The sequence below is a fragment of the Clostridium thermosuccinogenes genome, from assembly GCF_002896855.1.
GTDB lineage: Bacteria > Bacillota > Clostridia > Acetivibrionales > DSM-5807 > Pseudoclostridium > Pseudoclostridium thermosuccinogenes.
Map to the genome: position 1 here is coordinate 2786586 of NZ_CP021850.1, position 19113 is coordinate 2805698.

The 19113-nt window shown below is 38.1% G+C and carries 15 protein-coding genes; 5 read left to right on the plus strand and 10 right to left on the minus strand.

From position 1 onward, the window contains the following. Window positions 1-3 precede the first annotated feature (3 nt). The 3 genes from CDO33_RS12115 to CDO33_RS12125 all read left to right on the plus strand — a co-directional run bounded on the left by CDO33_RS12115 (window position 4) and on the right by CDO33_RS12125 (window position 3326). Window positions 4-975, plus strand: coding sequence for an ABC transporter ATP-binding protein (locus tag CDO33_RS12115; protein WP_103082763.1), 972 nt, complete (start codon window positions 4-6; stop codon window positions 973-975). 1 nt (window position 976) lies between these two features. After that, window positions 977-1975 (plus strand): ABC transporter ATP-binding protein, encoded by a 999-nt coding sequence (locus CDO33_RS12120; protein WP_103082762.1) that lies wholly within the window; start codon window positions 977-979, stop codon window positions 1973-1975. Between the two features lie 388 nt (window positions 1976-2363). Beyond that, window positions 2364-3326 carry a stalk domain-containing protein gene (locus CDO33_RS12125; protein WP_103082761.1) on the plus strand — a complete coding sequence of 321 codons (963 nt, stop codon included), beginning with the start codon at window positions 2364-2366 and terminating at the stop codon, window positions 3324-3326. A 98-nt stretch (window positions 3327-3424) separates the two neighbouring features. Here the strand turns inward: CDO33_RS12125 and CDO33_RS12130 are convergent, their stop codons facing one another. The 9 genes from CDO33_RS12130 to CDO33_RS12170 all read right to left on the minus strand — a co-directional run bounded on the left by CDO33_RS12130 (window position 3425) and on the right by CDO33_RS12170 (window position 14910). Then, complete coding sequence (locus tag CDO33_RS12130; protein WP_103082760.1) at window positions 3425-4177, minus strand: hypothetical protein; 753 nt, start codon at window positions 4175-4177, stop codon at window positions 3425-3427. Between the two features lie 369 nt (window positions 4178-4546). Beyond that, the gene (locus CDO33_RS12135; protein ID WP_161496595.1) at window positions 4547-6349 is read right to left on the minus strand and encodes an ABC transporter ATP-binding protein; all 1803 of its coding nucleotides are present in this window, start codon (window positions 6347-6349) and stop codon (window positions 4547-4549) included. Then, the gene (locus CDO33_RS12140) at window positions 6324-8168 is read right to left on the minus strand and encodes an ABC transporter ATP-binding protein (RefSeq protein WP_103082758.1); all 1845 of its coding nucleotides are present in this window, start codon (window positions 8166-8168) and stop codon (window positions 6324-6326) included. Before CDO33_RS12140 ends, CDO33_RS12135 begins: the two co-directional genes overlap by 26 nt. Window positions 8169-8656: 488 nt before the next feature. After that, a complete protein-coding gene (locus CDO33_RS12145) occupies window positions 8657-9520 on the minus strand; it encodes an alpha/beta fold hydrolase (protein ID WP_103082757.1) in 864 nt (287 codons plus the stop codon). A gap of 14 nt (window positions 9521-9534) precedes the next feature. Continuing rightward, window positions 9535-10494, minus strand: coding sequence for a PadR family transcriptional regulator (locus CDO33_RS21270; protein ID WP_242973313.1), 960 nt, complete (start codon window positions 10492-10494; stop codon window positions 9535-9537). Window positions 10495-10899: 405 nt separating this feature from the next. Next, complete coding sequence (locus tag CDO33_RS12155; protein ID WP_161496594.1) at window positions 10900-11391, minus strand: GNAT family N-acetyltransferase; 492 nt, start codon at window positions 11389-11391, stop codon at window positions 10900-10902. Window positions 11392-11440: 49 nt separating this feature from the next. Further along, a complete protein-coding gene (locus CDO33_RS12160) occupies window positions 11441-12226 on the minus strand; it encodes a helix-turn-helix domain-containing protein (RefSeq protein ID WP_103082754.1) in 786 nt (261 codons plus the stop codon). Between the two features lie 226 nt (window positions 12227-12452). Next, window positions 12453-13145, minus strand: coding sequence for a hypothetical protein (locus CDO33_RS12165; RefSeq protein ID WP_103082753.1), 693 nt, complete (start codon window positions 13143-13145; stop codon window positions 12453-12455). A 721-nt stretch (window positions 13146-13866) separates the two neighbouring features. Beyond that, complete coding sequence (locus CDO33_RS12170; RefSeq protein ID WP_103082752.1) at window positions 13867-14910, minus strand: hypothetical protein; 1044 nt, start codon at window positions 14908-14910, stop codon at window positions 13867-13869. 812 nt (window positions 14911-15722) lie between these two features. On the opposite strand from CDO33_RS12170, the gene CDO33_RS12175 reads away from it, so the two are divergent. Both CDO33_RS12175 and CDO33_RS20865 read left to right on the plus strand, forming a co-directional pair. Further along, on the plus strand, window positions 15723-17012 hold the full coding sequence (locus CDO33_RS12175) for an IS110 family RNA-guided transposase (protein ID WP_027621409.1): 1290 nt from the start codon (window positions 15723-15725) through the stop codon (window positions 17010-17012). 15 nt (window positions 17013-17027) lie between these two features. Next, entirely contained in the window at window positions 17028-17177 is a 150-nt protein-coding gene (locus CDO33_RS20865; protein ID WP_161496677.1) for a hypothetical protein, read from the plus strand. A gap of 1008 nt (window positions 17178-18185) precedes the next feature. On the opposite strand, the gene CDO33_RS20870 is transcribed toward CDO33_RS20865, so the two are convergent. Continuing rightward, window positions 18186-19076, minus strand: coding sequence for a GNAT family N-acetyltransferase (locus CDO33_RS20870; RefSeq protein ID WP_161496571.1), 891 nt, complete (start codon window positions 19074-19076; stop codon window positions 18186-18188). Between the last annotated feature and the right edge of the window lie 37 nt (window positions 19077-19113).

Genomic DNA, 19113 nt, shown 5'->3' on the forward strand with positions numbered 1-19113 from the left:
AGGATGCTAAAAATTGAACACCTGTCCACTTCCTACAAGACCATTGATGGTAACATACGTGTCATCAATGACTTGAATTTTGAAATATACGATAACGAGATCTTTGGCATCGCGGGGGAATCAGGCTGCGGTAAAACAACGCTTCTAAAAGCGCTTTATGATATTGTGGAGTTTCCTTTGCAGATAGATTCAGGCCGGGTTATTTTGAGCGGTGAGAAGAACGGAACTCCCTTCTCCTATGAGTCCGGCAAGATACGCAATACCTGGTGGAACAATATCACTTATGTGCCTCAGGCTGCCCAAAGCGTATTAAACCCCATCATGCGGCTAAAACACCAGTTTCTGGACTCCATTCCCAAAGAGGACAGGAAGAATGAAACTGAAGAGCAGACGCTTAAAAGAGTAGCACGGTATCTGGAAGAGTTGAGCCTTTCCCCTGATCTTTTAGAGGCCTTCCCCTTCCAGCTTTCCGGTGGTATGCGTCAGCGCGTGATCATCGCCCTGGCTACATTCATGTCTCCTAATGTGGTGCTGGCAGATGAACCTACCACAGCCCTGGACGTGGTAGTTCAGAGGGGTATTCTGATGATGCTGATGCGCCTGCAAAGCCAATTAAAGAATACAGTGGTGCTGGTCAGCCATGACATGGGCGTTCACTACCAGGTGACCCACCGCATGGGCATCATGTATTCAGGCAGCCTTGTAGAACTGGGTAAGACCGACGATATATTCAACGAACCGCTCCATCCTTATACCAGGATGCTAATCAATGCCCTACCCCGGGTAGGCGATAAGAGTCAAAAAGTCGGTATTCCAGGCAGACCTCCCGCACTGACTAATCCACCTCCAGGCTGCAGGTTTGCACCTCGCTGCCCTAATGCTACAGAAACCTGCCGTCAGGCTGTGCCTGTTTTCCAAGAAGTGCGGCCTGGTCGTTTTGTGGCCTGCCATAAGCTGAACAGGGAGGTGGTATGAGATGTCTGAAAAGTTATTGGAAATCAAAAATGTAAGTAAGATTTTCCGGATTGGCGGCATGCTTAGGGGTAAGAAGCTTGTAGCCGTTGACGATGTCTCCCTGGACATCGATTCCGGAAAGCCTGTAATTTTGTCCATCGTAGGTGAATCCGGCTGCGGAAAGTCCACGATGTGTAAGATGATTTTGCGCTTGTACAAGCCTGACAAGGGCGATATCACATTGTGCGGCAAATCATATTCCGACAAAAAGGGCTACGATCCTCTGCGCTTCCGCCTGGACGTTCAGCCTATATTTCAGAATCCTTATGAAACCTTCTCCGCACGAAAGAGGGTGGATTCTTATCTGTTCAACACAGCGCTTCGGCTTGGCATAGCGAAGAGCCGTTCGGAAGCGGAAAGACTGATAGACGAAACACTGTGCAGTGTCGGTATGTCGTTGTCCACGGTTAAAGGCAAATATCCCGCCCAGTTTTCCGGCGGCGAGCTTCAACGTATTTCAATTGCCCGGGCACTAATTACGCGTCCGAAGCTGATCATAGCAGACGAGCCTGTGGCCGCCATTGATGCTTCCATGAAAATGAACATTGTCAACCTTTTCAAGGAAATCAAGGACAAATACAATGTATCCTTTATATATATCACTCATGATCTTTCCACGGCCTATTACGTATCCGACTACATCGCTACCCTTTACCGCGGATGTCTGATCGAATACGGCCCGGCTAAAGAGATAATGGATGAACCCGCCCATCCTTACACGGAGCTTTTGATGAATGCTATACCCCGTGTGGGTGATAAGTGGAATAAAGAGCTGGTGATGCCTGATACCGAGGAAAAGGAATATGCTATCTCCTATTGCAAGTTTGCACCTCGCTGTCCTTATGCAACAGATGAATGCAGGCAAAAGCGGCCGGAGATGACCTTCCTCAGTGAATCCCGCAAGGTGCTGTGTTTCCACCCGCTCATAAAAGCACAGGCCTTGGCGAAGGAAGGGAAATAGCAAAATAAAAAGTAAATACTTTAAGTGCTGGTTTTGAAAAAAATATCAAAAGGACAAGGGGCATATACCTTGTCCTTTTTACATGCTATAACTTCATCTTTTCGTTTACTACATCTTTCGCCTATTATGTATTTTAGATTTATCTTTTTGCCTATAACATCTTTTGATTTTCATGCCTGCCAGTTCCTGTGCTCTGCAACCGGATCATCCTATGCGCCCATATAAATCACTCAATTCTATTTTAAGCCTTACTTTGTTTATACAACATTTATACAACTTTATTTATACAGACAATTTTCGTTTGTATTTGACATAATTTGTTGATTATTTTACCAATAGATGCTAAAATATGTAAGTATTTATTAAATTCACGTCAGGAGGCGTAGTTATGAAAAAATTAGCATCAGTTTTTAAGGTTCTTTTAGTGGCATTGATGATTTCAAGCCTTTTCGTTACCTCTGCATTTGCAGCAGGGCTTAAAGGAGAAGAACTCAGCTTAGGCAGTGAAGATTCCGGTTACAAAATTATCGTTCCAAACTTTATCGGAATAAAAACTGTTGATGTTGATGGCTTTGATGTCACAGTAGTTGTAATGGAAACGCCAGAAAAAGATAGCAATGGTAATTATCCGATTTTTGAAATTGTAACAACTGACGAAGATGCTTATTATGTTGACTCTTTTCCAGGAATTTATTATGAAGGACAAGTAGGAAATTTCAGTGGAGAATTTGACAACGGCAGATTGGTATATAGCCCCAATTTAGCTATCGGCAAGGATCTAAAAGATATCAGCAAAGATACGATTTTCACCTTTGATTTCGAAGTTTATGATAAAGACTATAATTATCTTATTTCTTTCTATGGTTTGAATTTCATGTTTGAAAACAAGAGCGAATCTACCACTCCAGCAGAAGAAACTGTAGTTAAAGCTAATCCTACATCCTCAAAGATTGTGGTAAACGGTAAAGAAGTAGCTTTTGAAGCTTATGAAATAGGAGGCAACAATTACTTCAAACTGCGCGATCTTGCCATGGCTCTCAACGGAACGGAAAAACAGTTCGAAGTAATCTGGGATAATGAGACCAAATCCATCAATTTGACAAAAGGTCAGGCTTATACTCCTGTAGGCAAAGAGCTTGAAGTTTCCCAGAACCCATCAGTCAAAGAAGCTAAACCTACCCAGTCAAAGATTTATATTGATGGTGAAGAGGTTCAGTTTACAGCCTACACTATAGGTGGAAATAACTATTTCAAACTGAGAGATATCGGTAAAGTCATGGATTTCGGCGTTACTTGGAATGGTAAACTCAAAACTGTAGGCATTGACACTTCAGTCGGTTATGAAGAATAATACGGTCTATGGTGCACTGTTTGTCAAGTAGACAGTGTCATATAATAACTGTTATGAAGATCGCCATTCTCGAATTAGGGAATGGCGATTTTTATCCCCTACCCTTTCACATACTTCTCCATGATTTCGTCCGGCAGATAGATAACAAACTGACAGAGAAGATCCCCACCCAAGGCTGAATGCAACACATCTCCCTCCAGCTTTGTATCGAGAGCCGCCTCCCAAAATACTTTAGTATGTCCCAAGCTGCAATAACACATTGTTTTTGAAACCGTTTTTTCACTAATAATAGATTCTCGTGCAAACTGGCAATGGCACATATAATATCGTTTCATTCGAATATCTTCAGTTTTTAAAAAATCTATAAGCCTATATGGTATTGCAGTTGCAATGATTTTATTGCCAAACCGCTTACCATAAAAGAGGGTTTCAATACTTCTTGCATATTCAAGAGCTTCTTTATCGATCGGCTGATCATAAAACAGCTCATTGTATTCTACACAACGCTGAAGGTGCTCCATGGAATCGTTCAAAACTGCTTCAGCAAATCGATCAATATCATTATACTGCAGAAACATTTCTCTGGTCCACTCAAAATCGCTATGCTTCAAGGCGTGCTTTACCTCTGAGAAAACGCGTTTAGCCGTTTTGCTGTCTGCCAATTGATCAAATTTCTCTAAAAGTGACCACATAGCAACACTTAATTGCTGATTATCCATGTCGCCATTTGGGCAATTATCACTTGTTATCTTGTTCCAGGTGTCGCTGCCCAAAGCGCAATCAATCTCTTCCTTCATGCGGTCTATAATGCGCTGATTTTCCGGGTCTTTAACATGATTCTCTTTATCCATTACAACAACCCCCTAAATGTGTTAAAAGAATAATTTTAAGTTCATGAGTTATACAAGTATTCATCATCGTTTACAACTAATTAATTTAATGTTATATTTTGTTAATGTATATGTCAAGTAAAATCGAAAAGCATCTTAAACTGAAAATTTTAAAAACAAAAGTCGTGAAATTTCATGGCAAACCAATTTCCTTGGCATAGAAGTTGAACAAAAACACAAACACTAATAAAAAACAATCTTCTTCATATACTCCTCCATTTTTGTTGTATTTTGTATTATTTCATACTATTATACTAATATTTTCAAGTTTTTACCTAATGAAAGCATTGTGTCTGCTTACTGGCATTAATTGATTGCAGTTACATACAGCTATGATCCGGCAATAGCGGAACAGCATCCGATGGGATTTGAAGGCATTGCATACCAGCTTTCTTGGATCTTATACATTTCAGCATATATACCATTTTTTTGCATAAGCTCATCATGGGTTCCCTGCTCTGCTACCTTTCCCTTATCAAACACAATAATCCGGTCAGCTCGTTTGGCAAATCCCAAGCGGTGTGATATGAACAAAACAGTTTTGTCCCCTGAAATTTTATATATCATATCATATATTTCAATTTCAGATATAGGATCGAGATATGCCGTAGGTTCATCCAATATCCATATTGTTGCATTAGGATTGGCTAAGAGCCTGGCAATAGCCAGCCGCTGCCACTGACCTTTTGACAATTCTATGCCCTTGCTAAGCTGCCCTAACTGGGTATCTATGCCGTTTTCCAATTTTAGAACGACGTCCTTCAGCCCTACCTTTTCAAGTATGGACATAATTTCTTCATCGGAAAACTCATGTCCCACATAACCTGCCTCTATGTTTTCCCTGATGGTCATCTGATATTGGGCAAAGTCTTGTAATATACAGGATATTGAATTTTGCAAATTTACCGGTTTCGTGCCATCTGTTATATTCCCCTCATATCTATCCGTAAGCGCCATCAGTAAATTTGTGCATGTTGTCTTTCCACTGCCATTATGTCCTACTATAGCTATTTTTTCACCTTCTTTAATGCATAAATCCAACTGATCCAATGCTTTGACTCTAGCCTGAGGATAGGTATATGTTACTTTATTAAGATGAACGTTCCCTCTGTATGGGAGTACACTTGTGATAGTATCATTTTCATAGCTCATAACTTCTTCATAAGCTTTAATGAATACACTTTCAATTCTGTTGTTTGTGATATTATTCTGTATGTTAAGACATGTGTTGATGATATTGTTGAATAAAGCATTTGCCATGATCAGAAAACCGATTTCGTGGATTCCTGCCACAATTTCAAAACCTATAAAAATCATCATGGTCATATAGGGTAAATTGAATATTAATCTCGCGGTCTGAAGGGTTATTTCATGTTTTCCGAATATTTTCAGCTTGATTTTATGTTCACTGTCATAGCACTTTTCCCACAAATCACCAGCATAATTGAACAGCCTATTGAATTTATATTCCTGATGGGTTATTTTATCTCCTGAGAAATTGAAAAAATATTTCTGTCTATGGCTGTAACTTTGGATTTCCTCCCATAAGCGGCCAAGCTGGCTGAACATCTTGCCTGCAATTACCAGATTGAAAATAATGACCAGTATAAAATAGATGATTACTGCGAAGATATTGATTTGAGACAAGTAATAGGCATATATTGCTGCCATTGGTACAACAGTGATGTAGAAAATTATGGAATTAACCATGTTTTTTATGGTCTTTAAAGAATGATTCCTGACTTCATGAATTTTAATAAAGGTTTCATTATTCTCATAATACTCCCATTTGATGCTGCCAAGCTTATCATTCAATGTACCTTCAAAATGATATGTGATATCAAGCATAAGCCTGTTGTTTAACATTTGCTTTATTAACCCAAGACTATTAAAAATCAAAGTAGCGAATGTAAATGCCAAAATACCGAAAATTACTGCATTATAATCCGTCTTTCCGGTAAATAGATTATACGCAGAATTCGTTATATATTCCGCAAAAGCTAAATCAACAAAAGTGCTTGCACACATAGCAATGTTCACAATCATCAATAGTATGTATGCTTTTTTATTCGATTTGAGTGCAATCATATTGGAACGCTTTAATGCTTCAAGCATAGATTTTTTCTCTCTCATGTGCCGTCTCCTCCCTCGCATATAACTGCTGCTGTGACATAAAGATTTCATAATACTTGCCTTTTAAGGCCAGCAATTCTTCATGGGTGCCATCTTCGACTATATGTCCGTTATCCATAACGCAGATCCTGCTGCTAAGGCGGGCAAAGCCAATACGGTGGGAAATTAATATTGCAGTCTTGCCTTTTATAATGTCATCAAAATGCTCCAGTAACCTCATTTCTTCTATGGGATCAATAGAGGCAGTGGGCTCATCCAGTATCAATACTTCCGGTTCACCCATGTACGCCCTTGACAGTATTACCCTTTGCCACTGTCCCCCGCTCAAATCCTGGCCGTTTGGATCGTATTCCTTGCCGAGTATTGTATCCACACCCTTTGGCAGGCCATCGATTATATATTCCAAATTGCCCTTCTTTATGGCTTTATTTATTTCTTCCTCATCACCAATCTTTTCGATCATACCTATACCTACATTATCCTTCAAGGATATACTGTACTTGGTGAAATCCTGAAAGCCGATTCCAAAATATCTGTATAAATCCTCACGGCTAAGGTCTGATATGTCTTTCCCGTTTAGCTTAATCTTACCACTGTAATCCTCCAATAAGCCGCACATCAGTTTTAATAACGTGCTTTTGCCGCTCCCGTTATATCCCAATATGCTGACAATCTCACCCCTTTTAATTTTAAGGTTGATATTCTCAACTGCATTACCTTTCTGTGAGGGGTACGAATATGTAACATTTTCGAACGTAATATTATCGAACAGGCCGTATTTCAAATTATCCGAAGAAGCTAAAAAGTTATTTCTATTCTTTATATTTCTTGCTTTACGGGGGTCAAAACCATCCACGAACTTATCATACTTATCTATATATAAAAAGCTCTGCATCACATCAGCAGATAGTATTTCCACGATTCCCATAATGCTCCATGTTAGCCGCCACATCATCCTATATAAAAATACGAAATCCCCGACCGCTAAAACACCTTTTACTACCAAATATAAAAAATACAAAATGAGAACGGTTGAGGTTATTTTTTCAACAATACTTGGGATATTGGATAACAGCAATGCCTGCTTTTCAAATTTATACTTTGAGTCCGAATAAGTTTTAAAGCTTTCATGCCATTTATTCAGAAACTTATCTTTAAGCTTAAAAATTCTTAGCTCCTTAGCATGGTTTTTTTCGGACAACAGAGAACTATAATAAATTGCTCGTCTTTCATCATTTATGTATTTTTGGTCAACTTCAACGCGCTTTTTTGCTATGATATTATTTACAATGACTACAACAGCTGAAATGATTATAATGAGCAGCAATATATAAGGACTGAAATATGTAATCGTAACCATCGATATTATTAAACTGATTAAAGAAGAAAATAGCCTGTTAAAAATAACATTGTTTACTTGCGTAGTATTGTCAATGTTTTTCTTTACGAATTCGTAGTTATCATAGAACTCATTGTCATAAAAGCTATCCTGCTTTTCTTCATAGGCTCGGAGCATAAAATACTTTGAAAACAGCCTTTTTGCTTTATTTGTGTATAAAGTAAACATAAGATTAATAAAATTATCTGTATTACCTCCGATAGTCATCATCAGAAAAAACAAAACAAAGGGCACCACTATATTGATATTTCTATTGCCTGTTTTCTGAGCATCCAATATGGCTTCGGTAGCATATTTCAACCCGAAGTCCGTTCCTAGCTGTGCCAATCTGAAGATAATTAGAATAATGATATTGAGAATGAACCATAAGGGCGATAGGGTTAGTGAGACTTTTATATAACTCCATGTTTTTTTAACCATGCGATACCTCCGGAATTAATGTCAAGCTAAAACCGAACAATAAACTCAGCCGTTAGCAATTAATTATACGAGGATATCTTTATTAATGTCTTATGCCTAATTAACAGTAGTACAGGAAAACTTATACATACTGACTGCTTTTTGATATGACACACCATTGTCAGATATGTATGATATAATGAACATCATGAAAATTGGTAGACGAACTATGCTTTTACATTGTGAATGTGTGGACATATTCTGGTATCAGGAGATATAAGTTATCTCAAATCTAATACGGATAAAGGATTTGAAAAGATATTTTCAGTTAAGCTGAATAGTGAAAATATGGATTTTCGTATTCAACAGATGAAAATCACAGGTAGCAAAAAGCAAACGGCCACTCAATAGCAACTAAACACCTTTTTCAAGGATACTCTAGACAAGCCATTTGCTTTTCTTCACCGTCTTTCTTGTTTGAATTAATCATTCCACAGCAGAAACCCTATTTATAATTTGGCAGTGCTGCCTTCATGCAGCAAAAATTCTAATATTTCATCTTTCAGGCCTACAAGCGTATGGCCTTTGTCCTGCAAAACTGTAACTTTTGCATTAGGCACGAGCTTCTTATAGCGTTGCGCAATCTTCATAGAGTGAAACATTATGTCTTTTCGCCCTACGAATAAAAGGGACGGCATGGTCACTCGCGACAGCTCGGCATCTGTAAAAAGCGGTATTTTCTCTCGTCTGAAATTGAAGTGTTTACCAATCAGTTTTTGATAATCCATTATGACCTGGGGTATGGGTTTTCCTCCATTCACTTTACGATACAGCCTCTCAATACCCTTTTCGCCCGACAGCAAGTAGAATAGAGATACATACGCAAATGAAGCTTTTAGAGCGCTAATGCCAGCCGGGCATAACAGAACAAGCTTATTAACCCTTTGGGGGTTGGCAATTGAAAACTTCAGCGCAAGCCAAGCCCCTAAGGAAATTCCAACTATACTGGCTTTTTGGATGGAAAGTCCCATAAATACATCGAGAAGCCAATTGTCAAAATCAGAGCCTTCAAAAGGCAGTTGTTTACCATCGCTTTTGCCAGGCTCACCTTGCAGATCAACAGCATATACTCTGTAATATTGGGAGTACTTTTCCATATCCTCAATCCACATGACTGAGTTAAAACCGCTTCCGTGAAGCAGTACCAAAGCAGGGGCATCTTTTTTGCCTGCCGCTATAACAAAAGCCTTTCCAAAGCGCGTGTCAACGTAGATTTGCTCATTGGGAATCCGCATGCTGCCAAGAAAAGTGTCATATATTTTGTATACGGCATTCCGGCCTTCCATTGTTTTAAAAGCAAATGAATTTGTCATTTTAAAATACCCCCTCATGCTAATAGCCAGCTTAAGGCATCTTCCGAATTGGTAAATATGCGGAATGTATTGTTTCTGGTATTAAGCTCTGAAACCATTTCCTTAAACCGCTCAGGATAATTCTGCTCTCCTTTAATAATTACAGCCACTTTAATATAGTTGCCAAACTTCTGTAATACTGCACCGGCAAGACCCGTCCTCAACTTCACAAAATCATCTGAAAAGTTGTCACCTTCCATAAGCACTGCGTAGGTGTCGTGTTCAAAGCAAAGAGTAATAATGTCATGTGCCTCTTGCTCACTTTGAATCAAAGGTTCTTTGCTTGTAAGATAAAGATATTTCTTACCACTGGTTTCCATTACTTGATAGTTCATTGTTAATCCCACCTCATTGTTTTCTTTTTTCATGGCAGCTTCTGTCGGTATATTTCTCTCATCCGGCAGTGTTGCGATGTACTCTTTCACCTTTTGAACCCATTTAAGTTCACTGGAATAAAAGTTCATGATATTTTCTCGTATCAAATCTAAGAACACATTTTTTCCGGAAGCCTCTTGTTCAGCAAAATAGCATTTATCGAGCTCTTTTTCAGACAGAACTGCTTGCATCTTAATTGCATCAGCATATGAAGCCAGCATGCTTTCCAAATCACTACGCTTTAATAGGTTGGCAAAAGCGAGCTTAATCAAAATCTGCTTTTGGAATACTGGCTCATCGGTATCGGAAAGCAGCCAGCTTTTTAGCTCTTTTATGCCATCATCGGTGATGGTGTAGATATTTTTTGACGGTGCGCCTTCTTGATGTTGTACCTCTTTGGTAACTAAACCTTTGTCCAATAATTCAGCAACTGCTTTATATATCTGGTTGTTATTTCCGGACCAATGCATAAAAGGTGTACTCTGTATAATTTTTTTTATTTCATATCCGGTCAATGGTTCTCGGTTTAAAAGCCCCAGAATCACATGGTTTAATGACATATTAATTCCCTCCATAGATTTTCTCTCGTAACATATGTTAATACTATCATATGTTACGAGAGAAATCAATAATATTTCTGATATTATTTTGAAATACCTTCTATTGATTGAATGAGTTTTTCTACAATTATGAAAATACGCCTTATGCGGCAGGGATTGGGAGCATCATAAGATCCAATTCTGTAAAAAAATCAGAAAACATCCAAACGGATTTCAGTATTGCAAAAATATCTTCATTCTTTTTTAGCTTTGTCATTTCTACAGTTGTAAGCAAAGAAGCAATACACTCCCAATTATTATTGTTGGGAGGCATTGCCTCTTTATGGGTCAGAATTGTCTTGACTTACAATGTGTATAATTTCATTGAACGGATAGCTGAGTTCGGTTTAATGAAATGCATCGTTTTCATTTTAATCTTTTAACATACACATCATCTTTATTTCTTGCCTTGCATCCGGGAGCTTTGACATAACCATGTTTCAAATAGAAGTGCTCTGCAGTATCCGTTGTCAAAATAGAGCTGTATATTCCTTGATCGCATAAGTACTGTTCGGTAATTTCCAGCAATTCGGAGCCATGCCTTTTATTTCTGTGTTTTTCTGCTACCCAGAACTCACGAATAAAGCCATAGGTTTCTTCAAAAAACCAGCTTGTAAACACTATTGGCTTGAATTGAATGAATCCGATGACCTCTTTATTTTCATCCAACCTGACAAAAGCCAAATTATCACCATCATCATTCATTTCCTTGAAAAGGCCGTCCCAGTCTTTTACTTTAATACCTAACTCAGAAAAGTATTGCTTAAACGCATCCTGAAATATTGGATCTAAAAAGTCAGATATCAGCATATCGGAATAGCATCCCTTATCATTCTGACTTCCTTCAAAATAGTACATAAGTTTATACACCACCATAATAAAAATAATCAACCGATGTGATGACCATCTATATAGACATTGCCAGATATACCCACCCTCCTGATTTCCAGGCTTCAGTAAAACCGAAATGCATAAAAGCTTTTGCACTTTCGCTCCCTTCGACTTGCGGGGAAATGAGGGTTGAAACATTAAGCATCCTACATTGGTTTTTCATTTCTTCGAGCAACTTTTCCATAATCTCATCTTCTACCCCGTTTGTCAGAACATAATTATTGTCAAACAGCACGCCTAGTGGAATCCAGAACGGTTTTACCATCGGCAATGACATAACTACCCTGCCATCCACTTGTGCGACGAGTTCTATGCCTTCTCTCCTGCTCAGCCTTTCTATTGCAGGAAGTATTTTTTCCTCCGTTATCTGTCGAGGAGTCATTGCACTGTATACATTTTCCCATAGATCCTGGACATCATCTTTACAAACAGGTCTGATTACAATTTTTGATTTTTCCATATCGATCTTTCCTTTCACAAACGACTTTTGCGCATGCTGCGCACATTGGACAGGAGTGCAACCATAAATGCTTGAAAAAGCCTTCGTAAAACCCGCATGAGTATCAAAGCCGTATTTCATAGCAGTATCACAAATATTTGCCCCGGCTTTTATCTCATCAGCTGCTGCAAAAATACGCTTTTCCCTGACATACTCCATTACAGTTTTGCCTGTAACTTCTTTGAACTTGCGGGCAAAGTGATATGATGAATATCCGACAAAACGCGCTAATTCATCAAGAGAAAACTCATCCCTTAGATGCTCATCAATAAATTCATATGCTTTGATTATTGCTTGCTCCATATGTTTCTCCTTTCATGGAGATTTACCGTACGGTAATTATATAGTACACGAAAAAAACTGATTTATCTTTTCCTTGATTGCTGTATTGCTAATGTCCAATATGCTATCTCAACCTTGGATTTTCTAATAAACATCTAACCTACTCTAAAGAACATGGACAGTACTAGAAGCAGTGATCCGGAAGATTCCGTATGATGCTTGACCAATGGTTTAAATAAAAGATACATTACGGGGCAATGTCAGCATTAATTTGATCTGGATCAGGATATATGATATATTTTTTATCTACTTTATGTGTTTTTCCACCATACCAAGATACTATTGCATAATCGTCTGTATATCTAACAGCAACTTCATCCCAACTTACAGTTTCACCCGTATCTAAATCAACGCAGTCTTCTGCAAGGGTAACCGGATAAGTCAAAAGTTCTTTATTTTCATTCGTATAGGTTACCAGAGAACTCCAGGGTACCCAACCTATTGTATCACTGGTAGAATCAAATTGGTGAAAGTGTATTAGTGCCCACAGATCACTTTCTGTAGCCTCTCCGATGTTGTATGGTTCAGCGTGAACTGTAACTAATACATCAACAAGCTGATAGGAAATCCTACGATTTGTTTTCGCATCTTTATTTGGTATTCCTTTGACATCCACATTATCCAATGTCATCATTTTATATCCACATATTTTCTCAGGAATCATATGTACTTCAGGTGCCGCATCTCTAATATTAGTTTCAGGTGTTTTCTCAATTAGTTTTTCTAGTTTTTCAATTTTGTCCTCTGCTGTTTGTAGTTTTTCAGTCAAATCTGCTATTTGAGATTCCAATTCTTGTCTCTGTTTGTCTTTTATATTTAGAGAACATCCTGATAGTAACAATGCAACTATCAAGCAAAAATAGCAAAATACTTTCTTCATGTTCTATATATTCCCTCCTATTATGAAAGGTCAATATCCGAATAATTTCATCTACTGTCTGGTGTATATCTCTGGTCCTATAAAGACATGGTATGCCACGTCGAAAATCAAATCTATTATGGACAATATTAACCTTCCAACTCTTATTAACCAGACATCAGCTACCACAAGGAACCAATAATTCTCATTGAAATCCTGATTTTACTCTGTTAACTATACAAGATTATACCTAAGCAAGGCTCTCATCCTCTACATACCAGCCCAGGTAATGACATTCCTCTACTCTTATTTAGAACAAAGTTTCGGTATCAAAGTTACGTAATTTTCTAAGTATACCATGTTTGCAATTAAGGCCCAAACATTGCTACTTATTTTTCAAAAAGCGTTCCGAGAGCAAGCAATATAACATCGCTCTCTCTCACAACGAAGAGGCTAGTGCAGCTCATATACGCCTTAGAAAATTTCGACATATATTAAATCCCTTCCACCTAATCCACTAACCATAACCATTTTCTGGACACCAATCGTAATACTCTTTTAGTCATGCTTGTTTTACTTATTTACCTGTTTTGATGCTGCACAGTGTAATAAAAGTAGCTTTAAATTTCAAGCTTAAGTTTTAATTGCTAATCTTTTTATAAATTTAGCATTGTATTTCAGGTTGGATACAACCACCTTTGTATCCAACCTGAATAGATATATTGAGCAAAGCTATACTTAGTTAGAATTTTGATATTGGTATATAATTATTTTTACTTAGCTGATCATATGTCCAAAATGTTAACTGAGCCTGGTAGGGAGTTTGTTCATAACAAACAACATATGAAGTGTTATAATCAGAACCACTCGGAGGTGTCTCAAAGTTTATGGTTATCAAGAACATATGATTCCCCGAAGTATTGGTTACTACAGCGTCCCCCTTTTGAAGATCTGCATAGCTATCAAGAGGTTCGAAATCTTCTTCAAATTTCCACGTGTTGTATCTGTTATCACCTTGATAGGGTAATCCCCATGTAATAGCTACAAATGCAGAGCAATCATTTCCGTATTTCGGCATGATTTTACCACCAGACGTATAGTTACTATAAAAATCATCTTTATCCATTGCAGACATGAATTCATTATCATCAACTTGATACCATGTTTGCGAATATGGTATTCCGGTATATGTAGTACCTGCATAAAATGTTTTATCATTCTTCCACCCTCTTACATTTTTGGTTGGCTTCCAACGCAAGTATACCATATCCATCGCTTTCTGAGCAATTGCAAGACGCTGAGAAGATTCTGAACTTGTAGACTTTAGTGAATCTAGTGTACTAGTTTCGAGCGAACGAATAAGGGATTCAGGTATCTCATCTAAAACAGTTACATTTATTATTTGTACTTTATCTTCATAAGAGATGGTAATCGTTGCAGTACCTACCCCTGTTGCAAGGATACGTCCTTCATAACCAACTGCAACGTCAACATTGCTTGATTCATATTTAACTAGCGTTTCATCAACGTCAAAGCCAGCTTTACTAAAATCTATAAACGATGACATACCGACAAAATTAATTGTAATGTCTGTTACAGAAGCAACTCTATGTGTTAACGAAGCTGGGATAAAATCAATAAATTCTGATTCCTTATTAAAGGTTATAATAGAAGAAAGTATTCCTTCGGCGTCGGCTTCGGTTGCTGATGCGGTAAGTCCAGTACAAGGAAGCATAAGCACATACATTAAAAACAAGCAAAATAATTTGAAACTAAATTTCTTCATTGCGGATCTCCTTTCATAAAATACGTAGTAAGTTTATGCTTTCACTACAAGCTTGATTAATTGAGCATATCAATGTAATTATCTCAACTTAATTAGATACAATTAAAAGCTCGAAAAGAATTTGATAGATTCCATCTTTTGACCTTTCCATCAGAATCACTTACTCACATTGTCTGGTAGACCTCATATATTGTCACGGGTCTTTATCTTCACTAACATATGTCTTTCATATGTAAAATCGTACATTTTTTCTAGTTAATAATAAATGATATCTTTAGTATTTTTTCATTGTGTTGCACACTCCTTTCTGAGTTGATCATGTTTGATAGACGGCACCTAATCTTTGCCTAAAAATATTATGTACATTGTTAGTTTGAGTTCTTGATTAACAGCATATTTCACGCACCTCCTTGTACAATTAATATTGTATTAAATCAGTGACCAAAGCCACTGTTTGACCCATCAATTTTTATAGTTAACATAACATTTTAAGCTTCATACTTTTCCAAACATCAAGCACATCATCCGGCTTCACATCTTAGCCATTATGCCAGCATCTGTTGGCCTGAACTTTGACAATCATGTATAATATTTTCCGGACTTGGAAGGTGTGTGTTTCACCTCCTGGGACGGACCTTAGCGGGCCGATTACCCGTAAAAAAGAGTATTTATCCATTCCGGTAAGTCTACATGATTTGGCTGGTTGAGGCCAGCTTAAAGCTGGTTCCTCGTGTCACATGCAAGGTTGTTTGCTTACATGGGAAGGAATGGAGACTTTTAAGTCCATTCATCTTGTAAAGGAGGCATTTTTTATGAATTTCAGACCTATGGCAGGAATCGATGTAGGTAAATTCTTTAGTGAGATGGCAATTCTTTCTCCATCCAATGAAGTAATTGCCCGCATGAAGATCCGCCATGATTCCAGTTCTGACGTTGAAAGAGCCGTTAAATTACTGAAAAAAACGGAAAAGGACTTTGATTCTAGGCCTTTCGTCGTCATGGAATCCACCGGGCACTATCACAAAATCCTTTTCCATTCACTTTGTAAAGCTGGATTTGAGGTTTCCATCATAAACCCCATCCAAACTGATTCTATCAAAAATATTGGAATCAGGAAAGTGAAAAATGATAAAGTTGATGCCCGGAAAATTGCCCTGCTATACAGATTTCAGGAGCTTAAAACTACTAATATCCCAGATGAAGATATTGAATGTCTGCGAAGCCTTTGCCGACAGTACTACAAGCTCTCTGACGAACTTACTGCCTACAAAAACAGGCTTACAGGTATTGTTGACCAACTCATGCTAAACTTCAAGGATGTATTCCCTAACATCTTTTCAAAGGCTGCTCTCGCAGTATTAGAAAAATATCCTACGCCTGTGCATATTCTTAAAGCCAACAGAAACAAGTTGATTGCACTGATACAAAAGAATTCCCGCAGAAGCCTTAAGTGGTCAACTGCAAAGTATGAGCTTTTGGTCTCCAAGGCCAGAGAATTTGCACCTTTGAGCATTAATAACTCTTCAAATATTGCCATGCTTGGGGTGTATATCTCTATGATTAAAACCTTGGAGGAAAACCTTGAGAAAGTCCTCAAAGCCATTCGTTCATTGATTGCTGAAGATATGGCAAAGGACATACCCATGCTGGCACTGACTCTCGAGCTTCTACAAAGCATTCCAGGTATAGGACTTATCTCTGCTGTTACCATTCTGGCTGAAATTGGCGACTTTTCAGCTTTTTCAAAGCCAGGCAAGCTAGTTGCTTATTTCGGCATTGACCCCTCTGTAATGCAGTCCGGAGAGTTTACCGGCACACAAAACAAGATGTCAAAAAGGGGGTCAAGGCTGCTTCGCAGGGTACTTTTCACAATTGCTCTTGCTAATATCCGCACTAAGCGTGACAAAACAGCTTGCAACCCTGTACTGATGGAATATTACAAAAACAAATGCCAGAACAAGCCTAAAAAAGTGGCCTTAGGAGCTGTTATGCGTAAGCTTGTTAATTATATTTTTGCTGTTCTTAGGGATAGAAAGCCTTATCAGCTACGTAGCCCTCAGGAACATGCGAAGAATCTTGCAGCAAAGCATACAGCAGCTTAATAGTACTGTTACTTGATGTTTAGTTTTCAAAGAGCAACTTACTATTTTGGACCAGCTATTTTATGTCTACTTCACCTGGGTGGTCTTGTTGTCATGCCTTTTTTAGCTCATGTGTTTTTTGAAAAATTCTTTTATTTTTCAAAAAAAGCTCTTGACTTTAATTAGCTGGTCTTTTTCTTAATAAATTATACAAATTTATTGCTTTCATATTTAACATTACAAAAACCTGTTAAAATCACATTGTTTTTTTAAAAAATCCACATATTTCCATAAGTTTTGCATGCTCATTAATTAAAGCTTAATGCAGTAGTAACTTATGGTACTTTTGACAAATCTCCGATACTCATGCAAATGATAATTATAGCGACCGATTAGGTTTAGGCTCTGAAGCTTTGCGGTCTTTTCTCTTTCTTTACCAATTACAGAATTTCCCGATATTATTGGCAAGCAGGGTGAATGGCACGTCATTCCCACGTATCGCTCATTTTTTATTAAGCAAAAATGGCCTTACTCTACTGGTTGGTGCTCTGCTCCAAACATCGTCAGATGGTTGCTTCCTCTTCCGTTTGTTAAGCGCCTGCAGAGCTGCTACGTGTTTTTTCGGGAAAGCTTCTATATTTTTGAGTTGTATAAAGATTGGAATCTACCGACGTAGATTTTCATATTCCAAAACAGTGGGTAAACTACGCTAAAGAAAGCTTGTACTTTATTACCGTCCACAGATTTTTCATAAATTCTCTGGCTTGACAGTAACCCTGGTAGAGATGCTTTTTCTCCGCATGGTAGACAGCATAGTACTGCCTCTAAGTGTTGAAGAAAAGAAGATTTTTATTGTCAAAACGTTAAATACTTTTTTGACTGACTGATACTCCCACATGTTTCGCAAGGATTTTTTGCTGTAACCAGCACTGCGGTATTGGACATAAACCTTCTATATCCGTTTGAAATTCGATATATGTTTATGCAGCTCGGAGATCTATTTAATTTAACTCTTTGCCTGCTTGATTTTTTCAGAAAGTCCACTAAAAACGGCAGTTGCTTCCGAAGTTGTTTCTTTAATTGGGTATAATGTTATTCCATCCAGGTACAATTTCTATTCTCATAAGCTGATACAATCCCACCGAATGTCGCGAAAGGCTGTTTTAGTTTATTTATTGCGTGATAAATATCCTTTTAAATAGATTTTGAGTATATAAAAATATCCTTCCTTTTGTCCCATCCTGTTGATGCCCAGAAAGCATTGCCAACAGCATTGTCGGCGAAAACAACAAGGTGGCATTTGTTAATTCCTTCCGATTTAAGCTTTTCAAGGCTCGTTTCGACAAGTCTTCGACCAATGCCTTTTCCCCGATACTCTTCAACAACAGTCACATGATAGATATGGCCTCTGCGTCCGTCATGACCACAAAGAACTGTCCCGATTATTCTATCCCCGTGTCTGCAAACATAGCTCAATCCTTTGTTCCTTAGCAAAAACTTCTGAATATTCTCTTTTTTGTCGGCATCACTCAATCCCATTCCTGGAGTATTGCTCCATAGTTTATAAACTTCATCGTAATCTTCTATCTGCATTTCTTGTATTGCCACGTCCGAAACAAAAGGCATTTTCATTGGTATATAGGTAATGCCGTCCCGGGTTGTCTTATCTCCAACCGGTTCAAATCCAAGCCTTTTATAGATGTTTTCGGCATAGGGCGATGAATTCACAGTTATCTCTGTCAGATCAGGTCTGATTTTCCTGCATTTATCAATTGCCCTGTCAAGAAGCTCTCTCTCTATCCCTTGCTGCTGATAATCCTTGTTAACAGATAAAAGACATATTTGATTGTAGTCCCTAACAGCAATAACTCCAACCGGAGTCTTCCCGTCCCAGCAGCAGATAGCAAACATTCCGGCTGAATCTGTGGACTCATTAATCTCATCCGACTGTATGAAATTCTTAAAAAACTCGACTCCTTTATCTGAATAGTCAGATGCAGTAAACTCATCAAATACCTCTCTCCCGGCATCTGTTATTATCTGTTCCTGACCGCTCATCATTTCACTGTATATGTAATTTCCCAAGCCTTCTCCCTCCTATTTTCTATTGAATAAATAATAG

Coding starts and splice junctions, on each gene's coding strand:
- CDO33_RS12120 (WP_103082762.1), top strand. CDS start 977: ATGTCTGAAAAGTTATTGGAAATCAAAAATGTAAGTAAGATTTTCCGG.
- CDO33_RS12145 (WP_103082757.1), bottom strand. CDS start 9,520: ATGACAAATTCATTTGCTTTTAAAACAATGGAAGGCCGGAATGCCGTA.
- CDO33_RS21270 (WP_242973313.1), bottom strand. CDS start 10,494: ATGTCATTAAACCATGTGATTCTGGGGCTTTTAAACCGAGAACCATTG.
- CDO33_RS12175 (WP_027621409.1), top strand. CDS start 15,723: ATGAATTTCAGACCTATGGCAGGAATCGATGTAGGTAAATTCTTTAGT.
- CDO33_RS12170 (WP_103082752.1), bottom strand. CDS start 14,910: ATGAAGAAATTTAGTTTCAAATTATTTTGCTTGTTTTTAATGTATGTG.
- CDO33_RS12135 (WP_161496595.1), bottom strand. CDS start 6,349: ATGAGAGAGAAAAAATCTATGCTTGAAGCATTAAAGCGTTCCAATATG.
- CDO33_RS12130 (WP_103082760.1), bottom strand. CDS start 4,177: ATGGATAAAGAGAATCATGTTAAAGACCCGGAAAATCAGCGCATTATA.
- CDO33_RS12125 (WP_103082761.1), top strand. CDS start 2,364: ATGAAAAAATTAGCATCAGTTTTTAAGGTTCTTTTAGTGGCATTGATG.
- CDO33_RS12155 (WP_161496594.1), bottom strand. CDS start 11,391: ATGTACTATTTTGAAGGAAGTCAGAATGATAAGGGATGCTATTCCGAT.
- CDO33_RS12115 (WP_103082763.1), top strand. CDS start 4: ATGCTAAAAATTGAACACCTGTCCACTTCCTACAAGACCATTGATGGT.
- CDO33_RS12160 (WP_103082754.1), bottom strand. CDS start 12,226: ATGGAGCAAGCAATAATCAAAGCATATGAATTTATTGATGAGCATCTA.
- CDO33_RS12140 (WP_103082758.1), bottom strand. CDS start 8,168: ATGGTTAAAAAAACATGGAGTTATATAAAAGTCTCACTAACCCTATCG.
- CDO33_RS12165 (WP_103082753.1), bottom strand. CDS start 13,145: ATGAAGAAAGTATTTTGCTATTTTTGCTTGATAGTTGCATTGTTACTA.
- CDO33_RS20865 (WP_161496677.1), top strand. CDS start 17,028: ATGTTTAGTTTTCAAAGAGCAACTTACTATTTTGGACCAGCTATTTTA.